The following is a 21,479-nucleotide window of genomic DNA, read 5'->3' as shown; positions in this document are numbered from 1 at the left end:
ACTCCCCCCAGACCCCCCTCGTGAATTGCTGCACAAGCGCCCGCCTACGATGGGCGACGTGCCCTCTTCGCTGAACCCCCTCGAGCAGATCGCCCGCCGCTGGCAGCCGTCCGCGCGGTTCGTGGAGCGCGCCGCGCTCGCCGCCGTGGTGATGGCCGTCGTCATCGTCGTCACCGGCGGCGCGGTTCGGCTCACCCAGTCCGGACTCGGCTGCCCGACCTGGCCGACCTGCACGGAGGACAGCCTGACGCCCACGCACGCGATGGGCATCAACGGAGCCATCGAGTTCGGCAACCGCATGCTGACGTATGTGCTGTGCGCGGTCGTGGGCCTGCTGATCATCGCGGCTCGCTCCCGCACTCCGATGCGCCGCTCGCTCACCAAGCTCGGCTGGGCCCAGTTCTGGATCGTCATGGGCAATGCCGTGGTCGGCGGCATCACGGTCCTCACCGGCCTCAACCCGTACATCGTCAGCGCGCACTTCCTGCTGTCCACCGCGCTGTTGACGGTCGCGGTGCTGACCTGGTGGCGCGTCCGCGAGGGCGACGCCGAGCCGCGCGACCTCGTCGCCCGGCCGGTGCGGCAGCTGACCTGGCTGCTGGTCGGCGCCACCGGTGCGCTGATCGTGATCGGCACCGTGGTCACCGGCGCGGGCCCGCACGCGGGCGACGCCAACAAGGTGCACCGCATCCCGCTGGACTGGCAGGAGATCACCCAGCTGCACGTGGACTTCGTCTACATCGTGCTGGGCCTGAGCGCCGCCCTGTGGTTCACCCTGCGGGCCGTGAAGGCCCCGGCCGCCACGCGCCGGACCGTGTCGGAGCTGCTCGCGGTACTGCTCCTCCAGGGCGTGGTCGGCTACGTCCAGTACTTCACGCATCTGCCCGAGGTGGTCGTCGGCATCCACATGTTCGGCTCCTGCCTGGTGTGGATCGCGGCGCTGCGAGTCCTGCTCTCCCAGCGCGAGCGGGCCGAGCTCCCCGCGCCGGTCGCCGCCCCCGCGCCCGCCGCTCAGCCCGTGGCCGAGGCCGCCGCGTCCAGCCGGTAGACCCGGCGCGCGGTTCCGGCCGCGACGAGCGCGGCGATGCGCCGCGCCTCGGGCCGGGTGCAGAAGCCGTCGGCGACCCACTCGGCCGCCAGCCGCGCCATGGACCGTACGAACAGCCGGGCGCCGGTCACATACAGCTCGGGCAGCGCCCGCGCCCCGGTCGAGAACAGCAGCTTGCCGAACGGCGCCTCGCCAAGGGTCTCCCCCGGCCGGGGCCCCGCGTCCGCGTATACGTGCGCGAAGGCGGCGGCCAGCTGGGCGGCGCGGCGGTGGTGCGGCCGGCAAGGCAGCAGCACCAGGTCGGTTCCGGCGCCCGCGGTGGCGCGCAGAAAGCCCGCGAGCGGCTGTGGATCGGCGCAGTGCAGCTGTACGGGCAGTCCGGTCGCCACGGCGCTCCACAGCAGATGCTGGAGCAGCGCCGGATCGGCGGGGCGGGCGCGCGGGGTGCGCCCGCCGAGCCAGCGGTCCGCCGCCCGCCGCACCTCCCGGGGGTCCGGCGGGGTCTCGTCGCAGAAGGTGACGCCCACGGCGAAGGCGGTGACGTGCTGGGCCGCGGCGTACAGGGCCTCCGCGGTGTTGCCGATGAAGGAGTCGACCGAGCCCGAGGTGTCCGCGACCTCTTCGGCCAGCGGCTCCAGGCGGATGACCTCGTGGACCGGGCCGTCCGCGGCCGCGGCCAGCTCGTCGGCCGAGGTGAGCTCGCCCGGCGACCCCGACTCCAGCAGGAAGGCGCCGATGCCCGCGCCGCGCAACAGCAGCCGCCCGGCGCGGTAGGCGCCCAGCTCGCGGCGGCGGGCGAGATAGCGGACGGGGGCGCAGTGGGCCTCCAGGCCGAGCAGCGGTGGGCACCAGCGGCGTACGGCCAGACCGGTCCAGCTGTCGAAGAAGGTGGTGCCCGCCGGGGCGGCGGTGCGGGAGCCCGCGGCGGCGGCGAGATGGGCTTCGAACGAGCCGAGGCCGAGCTCACCGTGGAGGGCGCCGTGGCTGTGCTGGTCGATGAGCGGCGGCAGCGCTCTCGCCCAGGCGGAGGGTCTGTCCGCCGTGTCCAGGACGGCCGCTGTCTCCAGGACGGCCGCCGTGTCCAGAACGGACTCACTGGCGGCGTCCGAGGGGGCCGGGTCGGCCGAAGTGCCCGTCGCCTCGTCCATCGCCGCCGCCTCCTCGCCGTCGGGCATCGAAGGGCTTAACGGGCGAAACGGTTAGGAGGTGTCGCCGGGCCCGCCCCCGAGCGTGGCCCGCGCCGCCCGCCCTCGGCAAGAGCGCCCCTGACGGGCGCGAGGATGGGGGACCCGGCGGGGCCCAGCGGTGGGGCAAGGGGTCGGGGTGGCAGGCCGCGCCGCATGCTCGGCCGGGGCGAAGCTCCCGGCTGGGGCACGGAGGACGAGGGGCGGGCCCGGCCGGGGCCCAGCGGGCCCCCGCGTTCGGGAAGGGGTGGGGAAAGGCCGCGCGGCGATCCGGCTACGCGTTGCTCGGGCCGCCGAGTTGGATGCCGGCCATGCGAGTCCACTCGTACGGGCCGGTGCGGACCTTCGCGGCGAGTTCGCCGTCGAAGTCGTCGTGCAGGGTGATCCCCGCGGTCTCCGCGGCGCCGCGGGCGGTCTCGTACGACGGGGCGACCAGGTTGCCCCAGTCACCGTTGGCGCCGATGAGGGCGACGCGGACGGTGCCCCGGCCGATATGGGCGAGCTGGCCCTCGGCGCTGCCGCCGTGGGACTGCGCGAAGGCCGTCATCTGGTGCGCGAGCCGCTTGGCCCGCTTCTCGGCCTTGGCCGATGCGGACTTGCTCGACGCGGACTTGCCCGGTGCGGACTCGTCCGACGGGCCTTCCGGGGCCGTCTGCGTGATGTCTCCCATAAGGCCGATGCTACCGGCTGGTAATCAGCGCAGGAAGGGGTCCACGGCGACGGCGGCGAACAGCAGCGAGGCATAGGTGATGGACCAGTGGAACAGCCGCATCTCCTTGAGCTTCGCCCCCGTGATCCCGGCCTTGGCGCGCGCCTGGAGCCCGTGCGCCTCCTTGAGCCAGAACGCGCCCAGCACCGCGGCCACGGCGGGGTAGAACCAGCCGGTGTAACCGAGCGGCCAGAGCAGCAGCGAGACGATGACCATGACCCAGCTGTAGAGGACGATCTGCCGGGCGACCGCCTTGTTGCCCGCGACCACCGGCATCATCGGCACGCCCACGCGCGCGTAGTCCTCCTTCACCTTCATGGACAGGGGCCAGTAGTGCGGCGGCGTCCAGAAGAAGATGACAAGGAACAGAATCAGCGCGGCCCAGGAGACCGTATTGGTGACGGCGGACCAGCCGATGAACACGGGCATACAGCCGGCGATGCCGCCCCACACGATGTTCTGCGCGGTACGCCGTTTGAGCCACATCGTGTAGACGACGACGTAGAAAACCAACGCGCCGAGCGACAAAATCGCGGACAGCGGATTGACCAGGAACCAGAACCAGGCCGTCGACCCGATCGCGAGCGCGAAGGCGAAGACCAGGCACTCGGCCGGCGAGACCATCCCGGTCACCAGTGGACGCTGCGAGGTGCGGTCCATCAGCGCGTCGATGTCGCGGTCGTAATACATATTGAACGCGCCCGCGCCGCCGGCCGACAAATAGCCGCCGACGCAGGTGGCAAGCACCAGCCATAGATCCGGGACGCCCTCGGCGGCCAGGAACATCACCGGCACCGTCGTCATCAGCAGCAGCTCGATGACACGCGGCTTGGTCAGTGCCACGAAAGCCTTGACGCGGGCACCGAGCGGCCGGTGGCTCCGGCTCGTATCGAGCACCCCCGCAGGACGGGAATCGACGGCCGTCACGCACACCCCTGGTAGAAGCAAGAACCAGCAAGCACCGGACATGAAGAGCCGGTAAAGACTTGCGCGTACCACGCCACTCTAGACGTTGCGGATACGCCGCCCGCCGCCGGGGTCGGCTCGTGTTCGCCGAGCTCACGGCCCTCGGGGGAATGGCGCATCTCCGGCATTCGTTCCCGGGATGTCGGGTACTCGCTCGAAAAGATGAGCGTTCTTCCAGGGGTAGGCTCGACAACGCCGGTGTGCGCATCGTCGCCGGGATATAGACATTGTGGAGAGGAGCCCTGACTCAGGGTGAGCACGAAGCCGACTACCACAGACCTCGAGTGGACCGATGTGGACCAGCGCGCCGTGGACACGGCGCGTGTCCTGGCCGCGGATGCCGTGCAGAAGGTCGGCAACGGCCACCCCGGCACCGCGATGAGCCTGGCCCCTGCCGCGTATCTGTTCTTCCAGAAGCTGATGCGGCATGACCCCTCCGACGCCGGATGGGTGGGCCGCGACCGGTTCGTGCTCTCCCCCGGCCACACCTCGCTGACCCTCTACGTCCAGCTGTACCTGGGCGGGTTCGGCCTGGAGCTGGAGGACCTGAAGTCGTTCCGTACCTGGGGCTCGCTGACCCCGGGCCACCCGGAGCACGGTCACACGGTCGGCGTCGAGACCACCACCGGCCCGCTGGGCCAGGGCGTCGCCAACGCGGTCGGCATGGCGATGGCCGCCCGTTACGAGCGCGGTCTGTTCGACCCGGAGGCGCCCGAGGGCACCTCCCCCTTCGACCACACCATCTGGGCGATCGTCTCCGACGGCGACCTGGAGGAGGGCATCTCCGCTGAGGCATCCTCGCTGGCCGGCCACCAGAAGCTCGGCAATCTGATCGCGCTGTACGACGACAACCACATCTCGATCGAGGGCGACACCGCGACCGCCTTCTCCGAGGATGTGCTGAAGCGCTACGAGGCGTACGGCTGGCACGTCCAGCGCATCGAGCAGGCGGAGAACGGCGACTTCGACATCCACGCGTTGTACGCGGCGCTCAAGGCGGCGCAGGCCGAGACCGAGCGCCCCTCGATCATCGCCGCCCGTACGATCATCGCCTGGCCCGCGCCGAACGCGCAGAACACCGAGGCCGCCCACGGCTCGGCGCTCGGCGCCGACGAGGTCGCGGCGACCAAGCGCGTCATGGGCTTCGACCCCGAGAAGAGCTTCGAGGTCGAGGACTCGGTCATCGCCCACACCCGCTCGCTGGCCGACCGCGGCCGCGAGGCCCGCGCCGCCTGGGACAAGAAGCTCCAGGACTGGCGGAACAACAACCCGGAGCGCGCCGCCGAGTTCGACCGGATCTCCGCCGGTGAGCTGCCCGCGGGCTGGGACAAGGCGATCCCGGTCTTCGAGCCGGGCAAGGACGTGGCCACCCGTAAGGCCTCCGGCCAGGTCCTCAAGGCGCTCGGCGGGGTGCTCCCCGAGCTGTGGGGCGGCTCCGCCGACCTCGCGGGCTCGAACCTCACCACCATTGACGCGTCCTCGTCCTTCCTCCCCAAGGACAACCCGCTTCCCGAGGCCGACCCGTACGGCCGCACGGTGCACTTCGGCATCCGCGAGCACGCCATGGGCTCGACCATGAACGGTGTGGCGCTGCACGGCAACACCCGTATCTACGGCGGCACCTTCCTGGTCTTCTCCGACTACATGCGCCCCGCCGTCCGGCTCGCCGCGCTGATGAAGCTCCCCGTCACCTATGTGTGGACGCACGACTCCATCGGTCTGGGCGAGGACGGCCCGACCCACCAGCCCGTCGAGCACCTGTCCGTGCTGCGCGCCATCCCGGGCCTGAACATCGTCCGCCCGGCCGACGCCAACGAGACCGCCATCGCCTGGCGCGAGATCACCCGCCGCCACAGCGACCAGCCGGCCCCGCACGGCATCGCGCTGACCCGGCAGAACGTGCCGACGTACGAGCCCAACGAGGACGCGGCCAGGGGCGGCTATGTCCTGGCGGAGGCTGAAGGCGGCGCCCCGCAGGTGATCCTCATCGGCACCGGGTCCGAGGTGCAGCTCGCCGTCGAGGCGCGCGAGCAGCTGCAGACCGCCGGGATCCCGACCCGCGTGGTCTCGATGCCCTCGGTCGAGTGGTTCGAGGAGCAGGACCAGGCGTACCGGGACAGCGTGCTGCCGCCGTCGGTGAAGGCCCGGGTGGCGGTCGAGGCGGGCATCGGCCTGACCTGGCACCGCTTTGTGGGCGAGGCCGGCCGCATCGTCTCCCTCGAGCACTTCGGCGCCTCCGCCGACTACAAGGTGCTCTACCGGGAGTTCGGCCTGACCGCGGACGCCGTCGCCGCCGCCGCCCGCGAGTCGCTTGAGACCGCCGGGCGCTGACGCCGTATACGACCTTGTAGCGACGAGTAGGAGATGCAATCCCGATGACAGACGCACTCAAGCGGCTGGCCGACGCAGGCGTCGCGGTCTGGCTCGACGACCTTTCGCGCAAGCGCATCACATCCGGCAACCTCGCCGAGCTGATCGACGAGAGCCATGTGGTGGGCGTGACCACCAACCCGTCGATCTTCCAGAAGGCGATCGCCGGCGCTGACGGCTACCAGCAGCAGGTAGCCGATCTCGCCACCCGCAAGGTCACCGTCGACGAGGCCGTTCGCATGATCACCACGGCGGACGTCCGGGACGCCGCCGACATCCTGCGCCCGGTCTACGACGCGACCGGCGGCCAGGACGGCCGGGTCTCCATCGAGGTGGACCCGCGCCTGGCGCACAACACGGCGGCCACCATCGCCGAGGCCAAGCAGCTGGCCTGGCTGGTGGACCGGCCCAACACCTTCATCAAGATCCCGGCCACCAGGGCGGGCCTGCCCGCGATCACCGAGGTGATCGGGCTCGGCATCAGCGTCAACGTCACGCTGATCTTCTCGCTGGAGCGCTACCGCGAGGTCATGGACGCCTTCCTGGCCGGTCTGGAGAAGGCCAAGGCTGCGGGGCTCGACCTGCAGAAGATCCACTCCGTGGCGTCCTTCTTCGTGTCCCGCGTGGACACCGAGATCGACAAGCGCCTCGACAAGCTGGGCACCGACGAGGCCAAGGCGCTGCGCGGCAAGGCCGCCCTGGCCAACGCCCGACTCGCCTACCAGGCGTACGAGGAGGTGTTCGGCTCGCACGACAAGTCGACGCCGCCGTCGGAGCGCTGGGCCGCCCTGGACCGGGCCAACGCCAACAAGCAGCGTCCGCTGTGGGCCTCCACCGGCGTCAAGGACCCGGCCTACAAGGACACCCTCTACGTGGACGACCTGGTCGCCCCGGGCACGGTCAACACCATGCCGGAGGCCACCCTGGAGGCCGTCGCCGACCACGGCCAGATCATCGGTGACACGGTGCGCGGTACATACGAGCAGGCCAAGGCCGATCTCGACGCGCTCGCCGGGGTCGGAATCTCGTACGATGACGTTGTACAGCTCCTCGAGGACGAGGGCGTCGAGAAGTTCGAGACGTCCTGGAACGACCTGCTGAAGTCCACTGAGGCGGAGCTGGGCCGCCTCGCTCCTTCGGAGGCGTGAGAGACCTTGTCACTTTCCACGAGCGGAGCCAATCCGCTGCGTGACCCCCGGGACCGGCGGCTTCCGCGCATCGCGGGGCCGTCCGGCCTGGTCATCTTCGGCGTCACGGGCGACTTGTCCCGCAAGAAGCTGATGCCGGCCGTCTACGACCTGGCCAATCGCGGCCTGCTGCCGCCGGGCTTCTCGCTCATCGGCTTCGCCCGCCGCGACTGGGAGAACGAGGACTTCGCCCAGGTCGTGCACGAGGCGGTCAAGGAACACGCCAGGACCCCCTTCCGCGAGGAGGTCTGGCAGCAGCTCGCCGAGGGTTTCCGCTTCGTGCCCGGCGAGTTCTCCGACGACGAGGCGTTCGAGAAGTTGCGGGAGACGGTCGACGAGCTGGACAAGGCGCGCGGCACGGGGGGCAACTTCGCCTTCTATCTGTCGGTCCCGCCGAAGTTCTTCCCCTCCGTCGTCCAGCAGCTCAAGAAGCACGGCCTGTCCTCCGGGCCCGGCGACTCCTGGCGGCGCGCCGTCATCGAGAAGCCATTCGGCCACGACCTGACCAGCGCCCAGGAGCTCAACCAGGTCGTCCACGAGGTCTTCCGGCCGAGCGACGTCTTCCGGATCGACCACTACCTGGGCAAGGAGACGGTCCAGAACATCCTGGCGCTGCGCTTCGCCAACACCATGTTCGAGCCGCTGTGGAACCGGTCGTACGTCGACCACGTACAGATCACCATGGCCGAGGACATCGGCATCGGCGGCCGGGCCGGCTACTACGACGGCATCGGCGCCGCGCGCGACGTCATCCAGAACCACCTGCTGCAGCTCCTCGCGCTGACCGCCATGGAGGAGCCCTCCTCCTTCGACGCCACCGCGCTGGTCACCGAGAAGCTCAAGGCGCTCAAGGCCGTCAAGCTGCCGAGAGAGCTGGGCAAGCACACCGTGCGCGGCCAGTACGCCCACGGCTGGCAGGGCGGCGAAGAGGTGCTGGGCTATCTGGAGGAGGAGGGCATCGACCCCAACTCCAAGACCGACACCTATGCCGCGATCAAGCTGGAGATCGACAACCGCCGCTGGGCGGGCGTCCCCTTCTACCTGCGCGCGGGCAAGCGGCTCGGGCGGCGGGTCACCGAGATCGCGGTGGTCTTCCAGCGCGCCCCGCACTCTCCCTTCGACACCACCGACACCCAGGAGCTCGGGGAGAACGCCCTGGTCATCCGGGTGCAGCCGGACGAGGGCATCACCATCAGGTTCGGCTCCAAGGTGCCCGGCACCTCCATGGAGATCCGGGACGTGACGATGGACTTCGCCTACGGCGAGTCCTTCACCGAGTCCAGCCCCGAGGCATATGAGCGGCTGCTGCTCGACGTTCTGCTCGGCGACGCCAACCTGTTCCCCCGTCACCAGGAGGTGGAGGAGTCCTGGCGGATCCTCGACCCCGTCGAGGCCTACTGGGACGGGCACGGCAAGCCCGAGCAGTACACGGCGGGCACCTGGGGGCCGAAGGCGGCGGACGAGATGCTCGCACGAGACGGACGGAGCTGGCGTCGGCCATGAACATCGATCTCACCGACACCACGTCCAGCCAGATCAACGCTGCTCTGGTGCAGGCGCGGAGGGCGGCGGGGATACCGGCCGTGGGCATGGTGCTCACCCTTGTCATCGTCACCGACGAGGGCAATCACTACGACGCGCTGAAGGCCGCGAGCGAGGCGTCCAAGGAGCACCCCTCGCGCATCCTGGTCGTCATCAAGCGGCCGGGGCGCTCGCCGCGCGACCGCAAGATGGCCCGGCTGGACGCGGAGGTGCGGATCGCCGGTGAGAGCGGCACCGGCGAGACGGTGCTGCTGCGGCTGCACGGCGAGCTCGCGGGCCACGCCCAGTCGGTGGTGCTGCCGCTGCTGCTGCCGGACGCCCCGGTGGTGCTGTGGTGGCCGGACGACGCGCCGGAGCACCCCAGCGAGGACCTGCTGGGCCGGCTGGCCGCCCGCCGGATCACCGACGCCCAGGCCACCGAGGACCCGGTGGCCACGCTCGCGCTGCGGGCCAGGACATACACCCCGGGCGACACCGATCTGGCCTGGACCCGTATCACGCCGTGGCGCAGTGTGCTGGCCGCGGCGCTCGACCAGAAGCACTCGGCGATCACCTCCGCGGTGGTCGAGGGCGAGGCGTACAACCCCAGCGGTGAACTGCTGGCCCTGTGGCTGGCTGAGCGGCTGCGGGTCCCGGTGCAGCGGCAGGTCTCGGAGGGTCCGGGGCTGACCGCGGTGCGGCTGGAGACGGCCGACGGAACGATCTGCCTGGACCGGGCGAACGGATCGCTGGCCGAACTGGCGATGCCGGGGCAGCCGGACCGGCATGTCGCGCTTCAGCGGCGGGACAAGTCGGAGCTGATCGCGGAGGAGCTGCGGCGCCTGGACCCGGACGAGATGTACGCCTCGGCGGTGAAGTTCGGGGTGAGCAGGCTCGGCAAGGGCATCAGCGGCGCGGCCGAACAGCCCGCGGCGCGGGCCGGTGCCGCGGGCGGCGCTTCCGGGGGCGGTGCCGCTGCGAGCGGGAGTAGCGGTAAGGCCGGTGGCGGGGCCCGTCCGGAGCCTGCGCACAAGGCGGCCGGGGCCCCGGCCCATACGGCCGGTGGTGCCGGTGACGCGGGGACGGGCGGCGCGGTCGGCAAGGCGGCGTCGTGACCGCTCCGCAAGTCGTGGTCCACCGCGACAAGGAACTGATGGCACAGGCCGCGGCGGCCCGGCTGATCACCAAGATCGTGGACGCCCAGTCCGCCCGCGGCTCGGCCTCGGTCGTGCTGACCGGCGGGCGCAACGGCAACGGCCTGCTGGCCGCGCTCGCCGAGGCGCCCGCTCGGGACGCCGTGGACTGGTCGCGGCTCGACCTGTGGTGGGGCGACGAGCGGTTCCTGCCGGAGGGCCACCCGGACCGCAATGTCACCCAGGCGCGGGAGGCACTGCTGGACGCGGTGGGTCTGGACCCGGCCCGGGTGCACCCGATGCCGGCCTCCGACGGCCCGTGGGGCAGCGAGGTGGAGGCCGCCGCGGAGGCGTACGCCGAGGAGCTGGACCGGGCCGCGCGGCCGGAGAACCACGGCGCGGTGCCGTCCTTCGACGTGCTGCTGCTGGGCGTCGGCCCGGACACCCATGTGGCCTCGCTCTTCCCGGAGCTGCCCGCCGTACGGGAGGCCGAGCGGACGGTGGTGGCGGTGCGCGGTGCGCCCAAGCCCCCGCCCACCCGGGTCTCCCTGACCCTGCCCGCGATCCGCGCGGCGCAGGAGGTCTGGCTGCTGGCGGCGGGCGAGGACAAGGCCAAGGCGGTGACGATCGCGCTGTCGGGGGCCGGGGAGATCCAGGCCCCCGCCGCGGGCGCGTACGGCCGCCGCCGCACGCTGTGGCTGCTGGACCGGGCCGCCGCGTCGGGGCTGCCGCGCGAGCTGTATCCCCCGGCGTCGCCCTGACGGGGCGCGAGACACAGCCGTACGGGCCGACTGGGCGGAAACCCAGTCGGCCCGTACGGCGTCTTATGGGGCCTCAGCGACCGCGCAGCGAGCGGTACGTGGCGACCAGCCGCGCCGTGGAGGCGTCGAGCCCCGGCACCTCGGCGCCCTCGGTGAGGGCGGGCTCGACGCGCTTGGCGAGGACCTTGCCGAGCTCGACCCCCCACTGGTCGAACGAGTCGATGTTCCAGACGGCGCCCTGGACGAACACCTTGTGCTCGTAGAGCGCGATCAGCTGGCCGAGCACCGAAGGACTCAGCTCGGCGGCCAGGATCGTGGTGGTGGGGCGGTTGCCGGGGAAGGTCTTGTGCGGCACCAGCTCCGGCGCCACCCCCTCGGCGGCCACCTCCTCCGCCGTCTTGCCGAACGCCAGCGCCTGGCCCTGGGCGAAGAGGTTGGCCATCAGCAGGTCATGGTGGCCGGCAAGGATCGGGGGCAGGTCGGCCACGGGGTTGGCGAAGCCGATCAGATCGGCCGGGATCATCTTGGTGCCCTGGTGGAGCAGCTGGTAGTAGGCGTGCTGACCGTTGGTGCCGGGGGTACCCCAGACCACCGGACCGGTCTGCCAGTCGACCGGATTGCCCTCACGGTCCACCGACTTGCCGTTGGACTCCATGTCCAGCTGCTGCAGATACGCGGTGAACTTCGACAGATAGTGCGAGTACGGCAGCACGGCATGCGCCTGCGCGTCGAAGAACTGCCCGTACCAGACGCCCAGCAGCCCGAGCAGCATCGGCGCGTTCTCCTCGGGCGGGGCACAGCGGAAGTGCTCGTCGACGAGGTGGAAGCCGGCCAGTATCTCGCGGAAGTGCTCCTGGCCGATGGCGATCATCAGGGACAGGCCGATGGCCGAATCGAAGGAGTAGCGCCCGCCGACCCAGTCCCAGAACTCGAACATGTTGTCGGTGTTGATACCGAACTCGGCGACTTTCTCCGCGTTGGTCGACAGCGCCACGAAGTGCTTGGCGACTGCCTCCTGGCCCGCCTCGAGACCCCTCAGCAGCCAGCGGCGGGCGGAGGTGGCGTTGGTGATGGTCTCGATGGTGGTGAAGGTCTTGGAGGCGACGATGAACAGCGTCTCGGCCGGGTCGAGCCCGCGCAGCGCCTCATGCAGATCCGCCCCGTCGACATTGGAGACGAAGCGGAACTCCAACTCGCGGTGGGTGTAGGCGCGCAGCGCCTCGAAGGCCATCGCCGGGCCCAGGTCGGAGCCGCCGATGCCGATGTTGACGATGTTCTTGATGCGCTTGCCGGTGTGGCCGGTCCACTCCCCCGAGTGGATCCGGTCGACGAACGGGCCCATCTTGGTGAGCACCGCGTGCACTTCGGGGATGACGTCCTTGCCGTCGGCCTCGATGACCGCGGAGTGGGGCGCGCGCAGGGCGACATGGAGCACCGACCGGTCCTCGGTGGTGTTGATCTTCTCGCCCCGGAACATGGCGTCCCGCAGCTCGGCCACCCCGGTCGCCTGGGCCAGCTCCCGCAGCAGGCGCAGGGTCTCGTCGGTCACCAGATGCTTGGAGTAGTCCAGGTGAAGGTCGCCGACCGACACGGTGAACCGCTCCGCGCGCTCGGGGTCCTGGGCGAACAGCTCGCGCAGCCGTGCGTCACCCAGCTCCTGGCGGTGTGCGGCCAGTGCGTTCCACTCCGGCAGCTGGTCGAGCCTGCTGCGGCCATCTGCGTTCATCTCGGAATCAGCCCACTTCTCGTCGGTGCCTGGCCCCCGTGGCCCCAACCTAGTTGATCGGGGAGCGCATACCGGGGACGAGGGCCACCAGTCCGCCGGCGAAGAGCGCGGCGGCCGCCAGCGCCGGTGCGTTCAGCCCCCATGCCCCGGCTGTGACCCCGCCGAGCAGGGCGCCGAGCGGGGCGCCGGCGGTCGACAGCGTACGGAAGGCGGCACTGACCCGGCCCAGCATCTCGGCCGGGCTGCGCTGCTGCATCATCGTCACCTCCGTGACGTTCCAGATGATCCCGGCGAAGCCGAAGACGCCGAAGGCCGCAGCGGCGGCCGGCAGCTCGCGGATGGTGCCCAGGGCGAGGAGGGCGGCTATCTGCGCGATACCGCACACCATGATCGTGGGACCGCGCCCCAGCCGCTCCGCCACCCGCGCGGCCACCAGCCCGCCGGCCACACTGCCGATCCCGTAGACCGTGATGACGGCCGCATAGCCCGTGTCCCCGGCGCCCAGCCATCCGGTGACATGCAGCACCAGCGTGGCGATGAGGGCGCCGATGCCCACATTGCACAGCGTGGTGGACACACACAGCGCCCGCAGCAGCCGGTCCCGCCACAGCACCCCGATGCCCTCGGCCATGTCCTTCCGTATCGTGCGCCCCGGCGCCCGGGGCTCCCGCCTCGGCGCCTGCGCCCGCCCGCTCGGGCCCTGTCTCCCCGATCCCTGCGGGCCCGCGACGCCTGGCACGCGCCCCCAGCTACCGCTGGGAGGTGCCCCCGCGCTGCGTTGTCGGGCCCGCCCGAGTAGGCCCGCCCACAGCCTTCGGCCGGGAGGTGCCCCCGGAGGGCGACCCTCCGCCTTGCGATCGCACGCATCAGACGCCGCGGGCCCCGCGGCGTCAGCCGCTGATGTCACCGTCACAGGGATCGGGGAGACAGGGCCCAACGACGCGACCAGCGCGGCGGCGGCGAGATAGGTGGCCGCGTCGGCCGCGTACGGCACGGCGGCGCCAAGGCCCAGGGCCACCGGCACCAGCGGCGCGCCCACGAACCGGCCCATGACCTCCTGCCCGGTCATCAGGCGTGCGTTGGCCCGGCTCAGGCCATCCGGCGCCACCACGGACGGCAGCAGGGCCGTGGCGGCGTTGTCGAAGAGGGTCTGCAGGGTGGTGAGCGCGAAGGCGAGGGCGAGCAGCAGGCCGATCGTGGCATGTCCCAGCCATACGGCGACGGCGAAGGCGGCCATCAGCACGCCCCGCGCCACATCCACCGCCCACATCGCCCGCCGCTGGTCCACCCGGTCGGCGATGGCCCCGCCCAGCAGCCCGAACAGCAGCCACGGCAGAAAGCCGCACGCGGTCACCAGCGAGACCAGCACCGGGGAGTCGGTCAGCGAGACGGCCAGCAGCGGAAGCGCCGCCCCGCGCAGCGCGTCCCCGAACCGGGACACCACCGCGGCCCCCCACAGCCGCCCGAAACCACCCCGCCACGCAAGCGACACAGCCCGCTCAGCACCCTGCTCACCGGCCTCCACCGTGGCCATGACGCCCCCTCCCGAACCGCACGGCACCCCACGTCACGACCGTAGCCCCCACCACTGACAACGGCCCGGCCGCGCACCCCCGTCAGAGGTGCCCGGCCGGGCCGTCGTACTGTGCGTCGTCCCGCCTGCCGCTCAGATCTCGCCGCGGAGCTTGGCGAGAGCCTCGGCGAGGATCGCCTCGCCGTCGGCGTCGCTCCGCCGCTCCCGCACATACGCCAGATGCGTCTTGTACGGCTCGGTACGCGGCGGGTCCGGCGGGTTGTCCCGGTCCTTGCCGGCCGGGAAGCCGCAGCGGGGGCAGTCCCAAGTGTCCGGGATCTGCGCGTCGCTGGCGAAGCTCGGCACGGTCTCGTGCCCGTTCGAGCACCAGAAGGAAATACGCAGGCGAGGCGCCGATTCGCCTCGCTCCGCTTCTCCCATCGGCCCCGCTCCGACCCGACTTCCACGGATCGCGTTGCCACTTGCCACGGTCGTAACTCCCTGCGTGATGGTGCCGCGAAGCATTGGTAGGCAGCTCCGCTGCCGGGCGCCCCAGTCTACGTAAGGCCCAACGCGCGTCCAGTAAGAGGAGTTACACCCTCCCCCGGCCTTCGGCCGGGAGGTACCCCCCAGGACGCAAGCCCATGATAAGCCGCGCTCGCGACGGTGTGTCAGCTATCGGCTCAATCGAGCTTGATCAGCAGGCCGAGCACCACGATGCAGACGAACCACAGCAGGCCGATGACGACGGTGATCCGGTCCAGGTTGCGCTCGGCGACCGAGGAGCCGCCCACGGAGGACTGCATACCGCCACCGAACATGTCGGACAGACCTCCGCCCTTCCCCTTGTGCATGAGCACCAGCATCATCAGCAGAACGCTGAAAATAATGAGGGCGATCGAGAACCCCATGACCACGGCTGGAACCAACTCTCTCGGGCTTGGACGGGACGGTGAAGAACGGTAAGGAGCGGGGGCCGGGCAGTGCCTTCCGCACCACCTCGACCCCCGCCAGGGTACGACGAGTGACCTGCTACGGCCTACTCACCGGTCTGCTCACTGGTCGCGGAACCGGACGATCTTGACGAAGTCGTCCGCGTCCAGGCAGGCGCCGCCGACCAGAGCGCCGTCCACGTCGGGCTGCGCCATGATCGCGGCCACGTTCCCGGGCTTCACCGAGCCGCCGTACTGGATCCGGACCTTGTCGGCCAGCTCCTGGCCGTAGAGCTCGGCCAGGCGGGCCCGGATGGCCCCGCAGACCTCCTGGGCGTCCTCGGGGGTGGCCACCTCACCGGTGCCGATGGCCCAGACCGGCTCGTACGCGATCACGATCCGCTCGGCCTGCTCGGCCGGGACGTCCTTCAGGCCCCCGTCGAGCTGCGCGAGCGTGTGCGCGACCTGGTTGCCCGCCTTGCGCACCTCCAGGCCCTCGCCGACGCACAGGATGGGGGTGACGTCGTTCTTGAAGGCCGCCTTGACCTTGGCGTTGCACAGCTCGTCGGTCTCGCCGTGGTACTGGCGCCGCTCGGAGTGGCCGACCGCCACATAGGAGCACCGCAGCTTGGCGAGCATCGCCCCGGAGATCTCCCCGGTGTACGCGCCGGAGTCGTGCGCCGAGATGTCCTGGGCGCCGTACTTGAGCTTCAGCTTGTCGTGCTCGACCAGGGTCTGCAGCGTCCTGAGGTCCGTGAACGGCGGCAGGACCGCGACCTCGACGGCCTCGTAGTCCTTGTCGGTGAGCGAAAAAGTGATCTTCTGGACGTGGGCGATGGCCTCGAGGTGGTTGAGGTTCATCTTCCAGTTGCCCGCGATCAGCGGGGTGCGGTCACTCACGGTGTTCAGTCCTCCAGTGCTGCCAGGCCGGGGAGCGTCTTGCCCTCGAGGTATTCGAGGCTCGCTCCGCCGCCGGTCGAGATGTGGCCGAAAGCATTCTCGTCGAAGCCCAGGATCCGCACGGCGGCCGCGGAGTCGCCGCCGCCCACCACAGTGAAGGCCGGGCTCTCGACCAGCGCCTGGGCGACGGCCTTGGTGCCCGCGGCGAAGTCGGGGTGCTCGAAGACGCCCATCGGGCCGTTCCAGAAGACGGTGGCGGCGTCGGCCAGCTTCGAGGCGTACAGCTCGCAGGTCTCCGGGCCGATGTCCAGACCCATCCGGTCGGCCGGGATCTCCGCGACGGAGACGGCCTGGGGGTGGGCCGGGGCCTTCGTCTTCAGGTCCGGGAACTCGGGGCCCACCAGGACGTCGACGGGGAGCACGAACTCCACGCCGCGCTCCTTGGCGCGCGCCAGGTACTCCTGGACGGCCTCGATCTGGTCGTCCTGGAGCAGCGAGGTGCCGATCTCGTGCCCCTGGGCCTTGAGGAAGGTGTACGCCATGCCGCCGCCGATGAGGATGCGGTCGGCCCGCTCCAGGAGATGGTCGATGACGCCGAGCTTGTCGGACACCTTGGCGCCGCCGAGGACCACCGCGTACGGGCGCTTCACGTCCTCGGTGAGCTGCCGCAGGACGTTCAGCTCGGCGGCGATCAGATCGCCCGCGGCGTGCGGCAGCCGCGCCGGGAGGTCGTACACGGAGGCGTGCTTGCGGTGCACCGCGCCGAAGCCGTCGCCCACGTACAGGTCCGCGAGGGCGGCGAGCTGGTCGGCGAAGGCGCCGCGCTCGGCGTCGTCCTTGCTGGTCTCACCGGCGTTGAAGCGCAGGTTCTCCAGCAGCACCACATCGCCCTCGCCGAGCCCGGCCACCGCCTCGCGGGCGCTGTCCCCGACCATGTCGGTCGCGAACGCGACCTGCTTGCCGAGGAGTTCGCCGAGCCGCCGGGCGACCGGGGCGAGCGAGAAGCGGGGCTCGGGCGCGCCCTTGGGCCGGCCCAGGTGGGAGGCGACGATCACCTTGGCGCCCGACTCGGTGAGCTTGGCGATGGTCGGCACGGCGGCGCGGATACGGCCGTCGTCGGTGATCGTCTCGCCGTCGAGCGGAACGTTCAGATCGGCGCGGACGAAGACCCGCTTCCCGGCGACCTGAAGATCGTCAATCGTCTTCACAGAGGACTCCTAGTTCATGGGACAGGGCCCGTACGACAGCGTCGTACCGGGCCCTGTCCTGGCTCATCTCGGCAGCGGTCAGAGCTGGTTGCCGACGAAGACGGTCAGGTCGACGAGGCGGTTGGAGTAGCCCCACTCATTGTCGTACCAACCGATGACCTTGACCTGCTTGCCCTGGGCCATGGTCAGCGAGGAGTCGAAGGTGCAGGAGGCCGGCCAGTTGACGATGTCCGAGGAGACGATCTCGTCCTCGGTGTACTCGAGGATGCCCTTGAGCTGGCCCTCGGCGGCCTTCTGGAAGGCGGTGTTGACCTCGTCCCTGGTGACCTCGCGGTCCAGCTCGACGACCAGGTCGGTGACCGAGCCGGTGGGCACCGGGACGCGCATGGCGATGCCGTCCAGCTTGCCCTTGAGCTGCGGGAGCACCAGGGCGGTGGCCTTCGCCGCACCGGTCGAGGTCGGGATGATGTTCTCCGCGGCGGCCCGCGCGCGACGCAGGTCCTTGTGCGGGAAGTCCAGGATGCGCTGGTCGTTGGTGTACGCGTGCACCGTGGTCATCAGACCCTTGGTGATGCCGAAGGCCTCGTCGAGGACCTTGGCCATCGGGGCGACACAGTTGGTGGTGCAGGACGCGTTGGAGATGACGTGGTGGTTGGCGGCGTCGTACTTGTCCTGGTTGACGCCCATGACGATGGTGATGTCCTCACCCTTGGCGGGCGCGGAGATCAGGACCTTCCTGGCGCCGGCGGCCAGGTGCTTCGCGGCGTCGTCGCGCTTGGTGAAGATGCCCGTCGACTCGATGACGATGTCGGCGCCGAGCTCGCCCCAGGGCAGCTTGGCCGGGTCCCGCTCGGCGAACGTCTTGAACGTCTGGTTGCCGACGGTGATGGTGTCGTCGGTGTGGCTGACCGCCTGCTTCAGCCGACCCAGGATGGTGTCGTACTTGAGCAGGTGGACCAGAGTGGCGTTGTCGGTCAGGTCGTTGACACCGACGATCTCGATGTCCGCACCCTGGTCCAGGAGCGCGCGGAAGTAGTTGCGGCCGATGCGGCCGAAGCCGTTGATGCCTACGCGGATCGTCACGAACCGATCTCCTCGTTGGTGTGCCGGTATGGACGCCGGCGAGCCTTATTGGATGTCCCCGACCGCATCCGACCCTACCGCTATCACGGGACGTACGTGACATTGGCACCGTCGGCCCGCGACCACTGAAAAGTGGTACGGACCGACGGCCTCGGTTTACCCGTTAGTCACTTTCTGTCACGAATGGTCAACGTCGCAGCGCACGCAGCGCGGCCCCCACGAGTCGCGTCCGTTCGGCGGCGCTGGGGATGTGTTCCAGGCCGAAGCCGAGGAGCACGGTGTCCTGGGTGGTGACGGCGGCCGAGGTGTGGAACAGCTCCCGCGACCGGGTCCAGTCGGCGGAGTTCGCCGGGCTGCCGGCCGGCGCGCCGGGCACCGCCCAGGGGCCGAGCGCCGTCTCGAAGCCCTCCTGGTCCCGCTCGGCGCCGCCGACGACGAGCGCGGTGCTGTCGGCCAGGACGCCGAGCCCGCCCGTACCGGAGTCGGTCACATACGAGATGGACAGCTCGACCTTCTTGCCCGCGTAGCCGCTCAGGTCCACGGAGACGGGCCGCCAGCCCTCCGAGGAGCCGTTGAAGGCGTTCCACTTGCCCGTGGTCCCGCCCGCCTCACAGGCGTTCGCGCCACGGGTCAGGTAGTGCGCCAGGAACGGGTGCAGGGTCAGATAGCAGTCGTCCGGGGCGGTAGCGGAGGTGGCGCCATTGGTGTCGGGCAGGGTGGTCCAGTCGTCCTGGCCCACGGTGTGCGCCTCGACAATCGCATAGTCGTAACCGGGTTCGGTGTCATAGCTGAGCCGGAACCGCAGACTCGGCTTGTCGGCCGCGGTGTCCCCGGTCAGGTCGACGGTGCGGGACAGCCGCATCCAGGAGCGGTCCCGGTGCAGCGCCGCCGCCATCCACTCCCCGTCGTACGGCTGGAACGGGCTGCGCGCGCCCGGGTAGTCGCCCGCGGCCGCGCTGCGGAACTGCGGGAACTGCTCCGGCGGCAGCGCGTCGGAGGTGACGGTGTACCCGCCCGCCGCGTCCAGGGGGTTGTCCGCGGCGTCCGCGAGGGTGGCCGCGGTGCCCGCGAGGGCGCCGGCGCCCCGGAAGCCCGGCGGGGACGTCAGCGACAGACGGCGGTCGGCGCCCAGGTAGTACTGGCTGAAGTCGTCGGTGTCGGCCGGGCCGACCACGGAACTGCCGCCTGCCCGCTCTCCGCTGGTGATGAGCTTGCCGCCCTCATTGAGGAAGTCGCGCACCGCGAGCAGGGTCGCGCCGCCGGGCCGCTGGGCGCCGGTGTACCAGTACACGGTCTTGAAGTGGCTCAACACCCCGAGTGCGTGCGGCGCGCCCTGGGTGGCGACGTCCCATACGGCGGACTTGCGGCCGTTGTCGGCGAGCGCCTTGGTGTACGCGGCGGTGTGCCGGGCCGCGGTGGTGCCGCCCTCGTCGGCGATCACCAGGGTGTCGGCGCGCGGCCGCTCGGCGACGCGGTAGGTGAAGGGCTTGCTGGCGGTCGGCTCGCCCTTGGCGGTGCGGCCGCTGAACCAGACCTCCACCTTGTCGCCGGCGTCCGCGCCCTTGACCGTGGCGCGGTACTGGTCGAAGCGGATGTTGTCCTCGCCGCCGTAGGTCTCGCCGCCCTTCCAGGGCCCCAGCTGGGCGGTGCGGGTGCGGCCGCCGTCGACGCGGTAGTTGAGCTGCTTGCCGCGCACGCTCTTGCGGGCGGTCACCGAGACCTCCTGGCCGGCGCCGCGGGCGTAGGAGGTGGTGAAGGCGTCCGGGGTGAAGTCGGGGGCGTCGATGCCGACCGGGGAGTTGGGCCGGTCGGGGTGTTCGGCGGTCTCGGCGACGGCGAGCGCGAACGGGATGTTCTTGGCGAACTCTTCCTGGATGAGCTTTTTGTCGTCCGGGAAGGTGAAGATGGACTCGCAGTCACCGGGCAGCCAGGCGTCGTCGGGGTCGACGGCGGAGGCCGTCTGACAGGTCGACATCTCCGGGGTGAACATCATCATCCCGTTGACGTTGGCCGCGTGGCCGTCGGCCTCGCCGTTGGTGGTGTACAGCTCGGAGGAGACCTGCGGGTGGTAGCCGGGAATCGCGGACTTCTCCGGGGTGCCGGCGAGGGACTTGTAGAGGATGTCGTCGGGGGTGGGGGTGGAGACCTGCCAGCCGACGCCGTAGAGCAGCAGTTCGGCGGCCGAGTGGTAGTTGATGCCGTACTCGAAGCCGATGCGCTTCTCGAAGGCGTCCAGCGCCTTGGTCTCCGGCTCGGAGCCGGGGCTCGGGCCGCGGTAGACCTCCTCGGCCGGGTCGGGGGACGAACCCTCGTTGTCGTAGCCCCACTTGTAGCGGAAGTTGCGGTTGAGGTCGACGCCGTCGCCCGTGGTGATCTTGCCGTCGCCGTCGTTGTCGCGCAGATTCTTGCGCCACTGCCGGTTCTCGGGGCTCTGGTGGGTGAAGTCGTAGCCGTCCGGGTTGGCGGAGAGGACGAACCACAGCTCCGTACGGTCCACGATCTTGGTGACCCGGTCGTCCTTGCCGTAGTTGTCGAGGTAGTAGTGCATCAGCCGGCGGGTCATCTCCGGGGTGATCCACTCGCGGGCGTGCTGATTGGACATATAGAGCACCGAGGGCTTGGCGCCGTCGGGGGTGCGGTCGGCGCCCTTGCTGAGCTTGAGGGCGAGGATGTCGTTGCCGCGCACGGTCTTGCCGATGCTGACGACCTTGGTCAGCGCGGGGTGCGCCTGGCCGGTCTCGACGATCTCCTGCTTGAGGCCGCCCTCCCCGCTGTACGGGCGGAAGACGCCGTCGCCCGCTGCCTTGACCCGGTTCACGGCCTTCTGGGAGATCTCCTTGCGGGTGAGGCGGACGCCCTGCCCGCGCAGCGCCTCCGCCTGCTTGCCGGTGAGGTAGAGCTCGACCTGCCCGGTCCCCTTCTCCGGCAGCCGCTCGCCCAGTTCATGCCCGTCGGCTCCGGCCTTGAGCAGCAGCGGCACCTGGGCCCGGGTCACCTGGGCGGTCCATACCGACAGTCCCTCGTCGGCGGCTTGAGGCCGCGGCCTGGCCTGTGCCGTGGAGGTCGCCGCCACCCCTCCCAGCAGCAGCGAGGCCACCGCGATGATCGATCCGGCCTTGTGTCTTGCCATGAGTCCCCCTTGTCGCATCGGTCTTGTCCCATCGGTGCGCAGGCGCCTAAGACTTGTCACACCCCATGATCATGTCAATGCCTTCGCAAGACCGTCATACGACACGAA

General features: G+C 70.6%; 17 protein-coding genes. 6 read left to right on the top strand and 11 right to left on the bottom strand.

Annotation, left to right across the window (positions count from 1 at the left end; translation table 11 throughout):
- Nucleotides 1-58 precede the first annotated feature (58 nt).
- On the top strand, nt 59-1,048 hold the full coding sequence (locus tag ACFV2X_RS13165) for a heme A synthase (RefSeq protein ID WP_385615224.1): 990 nt from the start codon (nt 59-61) through the stop codon (nt 1,046-1,048).
- Here the strand turns inward: ACFV2X_RS13165 and ACFV2X_RS13160 are convergent.
- From ACFV2X_RS13160 to ACFV2X_RS13150, 3 genes are all read right to left on the bottom strand, one after another.
- Nucleotides 1,012-2,223, bottom strand: a complete 1,212-nt coding sequence (locus tag ACFV2X_RS13160; RefSeq protein WP_385615222.1) for an amidohydrolase — start codon at nt 2,221-2,223, stop codon at nt 1,012-1,014. The two genes, ACFV2X_RS13165 and ACFV2X_RS13160, sit on opposite strands and share 37 nt — an antisense overlap.
- A 283-nt stretch (nt 2,224-2,506) precedes the next feature.
- Nucleotides 2,507-2,902 carry a hypothetical protein gene (locus ACFV2X_RS13155; protein WP_385615220.1) on the bottom strand — a complete coding sequence of 132 codons (396 nt, stop codon included), beginning with the start codon at nt 2,900-2,902 and terminating at the stop codon, nt 2,507-2,509.
- 24 nt (nt 2,903-2,926) lie between these two features.
- Nucleotides 2,927-3,784 carry a heme o synthase gene (locus ACFV2X_RS13150; RefSeq protein WP_385615218.1) on the bottom strand — a complete coding sequence of 286 codons (858 nt, stop codon included), beginning with the start codon at nt 3,782-3,784 and terminating at the stop codon, nt 2,927-2,929.
- 375 nt (nt 3,785-4,159) lie between these two features.
- On the opposite strand from ACFV2X_RS13150, the gene tkt reads away from it, so the two are divergent.
- The 5 genes from tkt to pgl are packed head-to-tail and all read left to right on the top strand — an operon-like array spanning nt 4,160 to nt 10,879.
- Nucleotides 4,160-6,238 (top strand): transketolase, encoded by a 2,079-nt coding sequence (gene tkt, locus ACFV2X_RS13145; RefSeq protein ID WP_385615216.1) that lies wholly within the window; start codon nt 4,160-4,162, stop codon nt 6,236-6,238.
- Between the two features lie 44 nt (nt 6,239-6,282).
- Nucleotides 6,283-7,425 (top strand): transaldolase, encoded by a 1,143-nt coding sequence (tal, locus tag ACFV2X_RS13140; RefSeq protein WP_385615213.1) that lies wholly within the window; start codon nt 6,283-6,285, stop codon nt 7,423-7,425.
- A 6-nt stretch (nt 7,426-7,431) separates the two neighbouring features.
- On the top strand, nt 7,432-8,967 hold the full coding sequence (gene zwf / locus ACFV2X_RS13135; RefSeq protein WP_385615210.1) for a glucose-6-phosphate dehydrogenase: 1,536 nt from the start codon (nt 7,432-7,434) through the stop codon (nt 8,965-8,967).
- Nucleotides 8,964-10,100 carry a glucose-6-phosphate dehydrogenase assembly protein OpcA gene (gene opcA / locus ACFV2X_RS13130; protein ID WP_385615207.1) on the top strand — a complete coding sequence of 379 codons (1,137 nt, stop codon included), beginning with the start codon at nt 8,964-8,966 and terminating at the stop codon, nt 10,098-10,100. The genes zwf and opcA overlap by 4 nt, the downstream gene beginning before the upstream one ends.
- The gene (pgl, locus tag ACFV2X_RS13125; protein WP_385615205.1) at nt 10,097-10,879 is read left to right on the top strand and encodes a 6-phosphogluconolactonase; all 783 of its coding nucleotides are present in this window, start codon (nt 10,097-10,099) and stop codon (nt 10,877-10,879) included. The genes opcA and pgl overlap by 4 nt, the downstream gene beginning before the upstream one ends.
- Before the next feature lie 73 nt (nt 10,880-10,952).
- Here the strand turns inward: pgl and pgi are convergent, their stop codons facing one another.
- The 8 genes from pgi to ACFV2X_RS13085 all read right to left on the bottom strand — a co-directional run bounded on the left by pgi (nt 10,953) and on the right by ACFV2X_RS13085 (nt 21,371).
- On the bottom strand, nt 10,953-12,605 hold the full coding sequence (gene pgi, locus ACFV2X_RS13120) for a glucose-6-phosphate isomerase (RefSeq protein WP_385615202.1): 1,653 nt from the start codon (nt 12,603-12,605) through the stop codon (nt 10,953-10,955).
- A 49-nt stretch (nt 12,606-12,654) separates the two neighbouring features.
- Complete coding sequence (locus ACFV2X_RS13115) at nt 12,655-14,139, bottom strand: MFS transporter (RefSeq protein ID WP_385615199.1); 1,485 nt, start codon at nt 14,137-14,139, stop codon at nt 12,655-12,657.
- A gap of 132 nt (nt 14,140-14,271) precedes the next feature.
- Nucleotides 14,272-14,607: an RNA polymerase-binding protein RbpA gene (locus ACFV2X_RS13110; protein ID WP_009718803.1), complete on the bottom strand. Its 336-nt coding sequence runs from the start codon at nt 14,605-14,607 to the stop codon at nt 14,272-14,274.
- A 194-nt stretch (nt 14,608-14,801) separates the two neighbouring features.
- The gene (gene secG / locus ACFV2X_RS13105; RefSeq protein ID WP_014180602.1) at nt 14,802-15,029 is read right to left on the bottom strand and encodes a preprotein translocase subunit SecG; all 228 of its coding nucleotides are present in this window, start codon (nt 15,027-15,029) and stop codon (nt 14,802-14,804) included.
- Nucleotides 15,030-15,173: 144 nt separating this feature from the next.
- Nucleotides 15,174-15,950 carry a triose-phosphate isomerase gene (tpiA, locus tag ACFV2X_RS13100; protein ID WP_385615193.1) on the bottom strand — a complete coding sequence of 259 codons (777 nt, stop codon included), beginning with the start codon at nt 15,948-15,950 and terminating at the stop codon, nt 15,174-15,176.
- A gap of 5 nt (nt 15,951-15,955) precedes the next feature.
- Complete coding sequence (locus tag ACFV2X_RS13095) at nt 15,956-17,158, bottom strand: phosphoglycerate kinase (RefSeq protein WP_385615191.1); 1,203 nt, start codon at nt 17,156-17,158, stop codon at nt 15,956-15,958.
- 78 nt (nt 17,159-17,236) lie between these two features.
- Complete coding sequence (gap, locus tag ACFV2X_RS13090) at nt 17,237-18,241, bottom strand: type I glyceraldehyde-3-phosphate dehydrogenase (RefSeq protein ID WP_385615189.1); 1,005 nt, start codon at nt 18,239-18,241, stop codon at nt 17,237-17,239.
- Between the two features lie 187 nt (nt 18,242-18,428).
- On the bottom strand, nt 18,429-21,371 hold the full coding sequence (locus tag ACFV2X_RS13085; RefSeq protein WP_385615187.1) for a M14 family zinc carboxypeptidase: 2,943 nt from the start codon (nt 21,369-21,371) through the stop codon (nt 18,429-18,431).
- Between the last annotated feature and the right edge of the window lie 108 nt (nt 21,372-21,479).

It is taken from the genome of Streptomyces sp. NPDC059679 (genome assembly GCF_042734105.1).
GTDB lineage: Bacteria > Actinomycetota > Actinomycetes > Streptomycetales > Streptomycetaceae > Streptomyces.
This window is presented reverse-complemented; position numbering and strand designations above follow the sequence as displayed.

Bases quoted from the DNA above. Each gene is read 5' to 3' on its own strand.
- ACFV2X_RS13160 (WP_385615222.1), bottom strand. From the start codon at position 2,223: ATGCCCGACGGCGAGGAGGCGGCGGCGATGGACGAGGCGACGGGCACT.
- ACFV2X_RS13155 (WP_385615220.1), bottom strand. From the start codon at position 2,902: ATGGGAGACATCACGCAGACGGCCCCGGAAGGCCCGTCGGACGAGTCC.
- tal (WP_385615213.1), top strand. From the start codon at position 6,283: ATGACAGACGCACTCAAGCGGCTGGCCGACGCAGGCGTCGCGGTCTGG.
- opcA (WP_385615207.1), top strand. From the start codon at position 8,964: ATGAACATCGATCTCACCGACACCACGTCCAGCCAGATCAACGCTGCT.
- pgi (WP_385615202.1), bottom strand. From the start codon at position 12,605: ATGAACGCAGATGGCCGCAGCAGGCTCGACCAGCTGCCGGAGTGGAAC.
- ACFV2X_RS13115 (WP_385615199.1), bottom strand. From the start codon at position 14,139: ATGGCCACGGTGGAGGCCGGTGAGCAGGGTGCTGAGCGGGCTGTGTCG.
- secG (WP_014180602.1), bottom strand. From the start codon at position 15,029: ATGGGGTTCTCGATCGCCCTCATTATTTTCAGCGTTCTGCTGATGATG.
- ACFV2X_RS13085 (WP_385615187.1), bottom strand. From the start codon at position 21,371: ATGGCAAGACACAAGGCCGGATCGATCATCGCGGTGGCCTCGCTGCTG.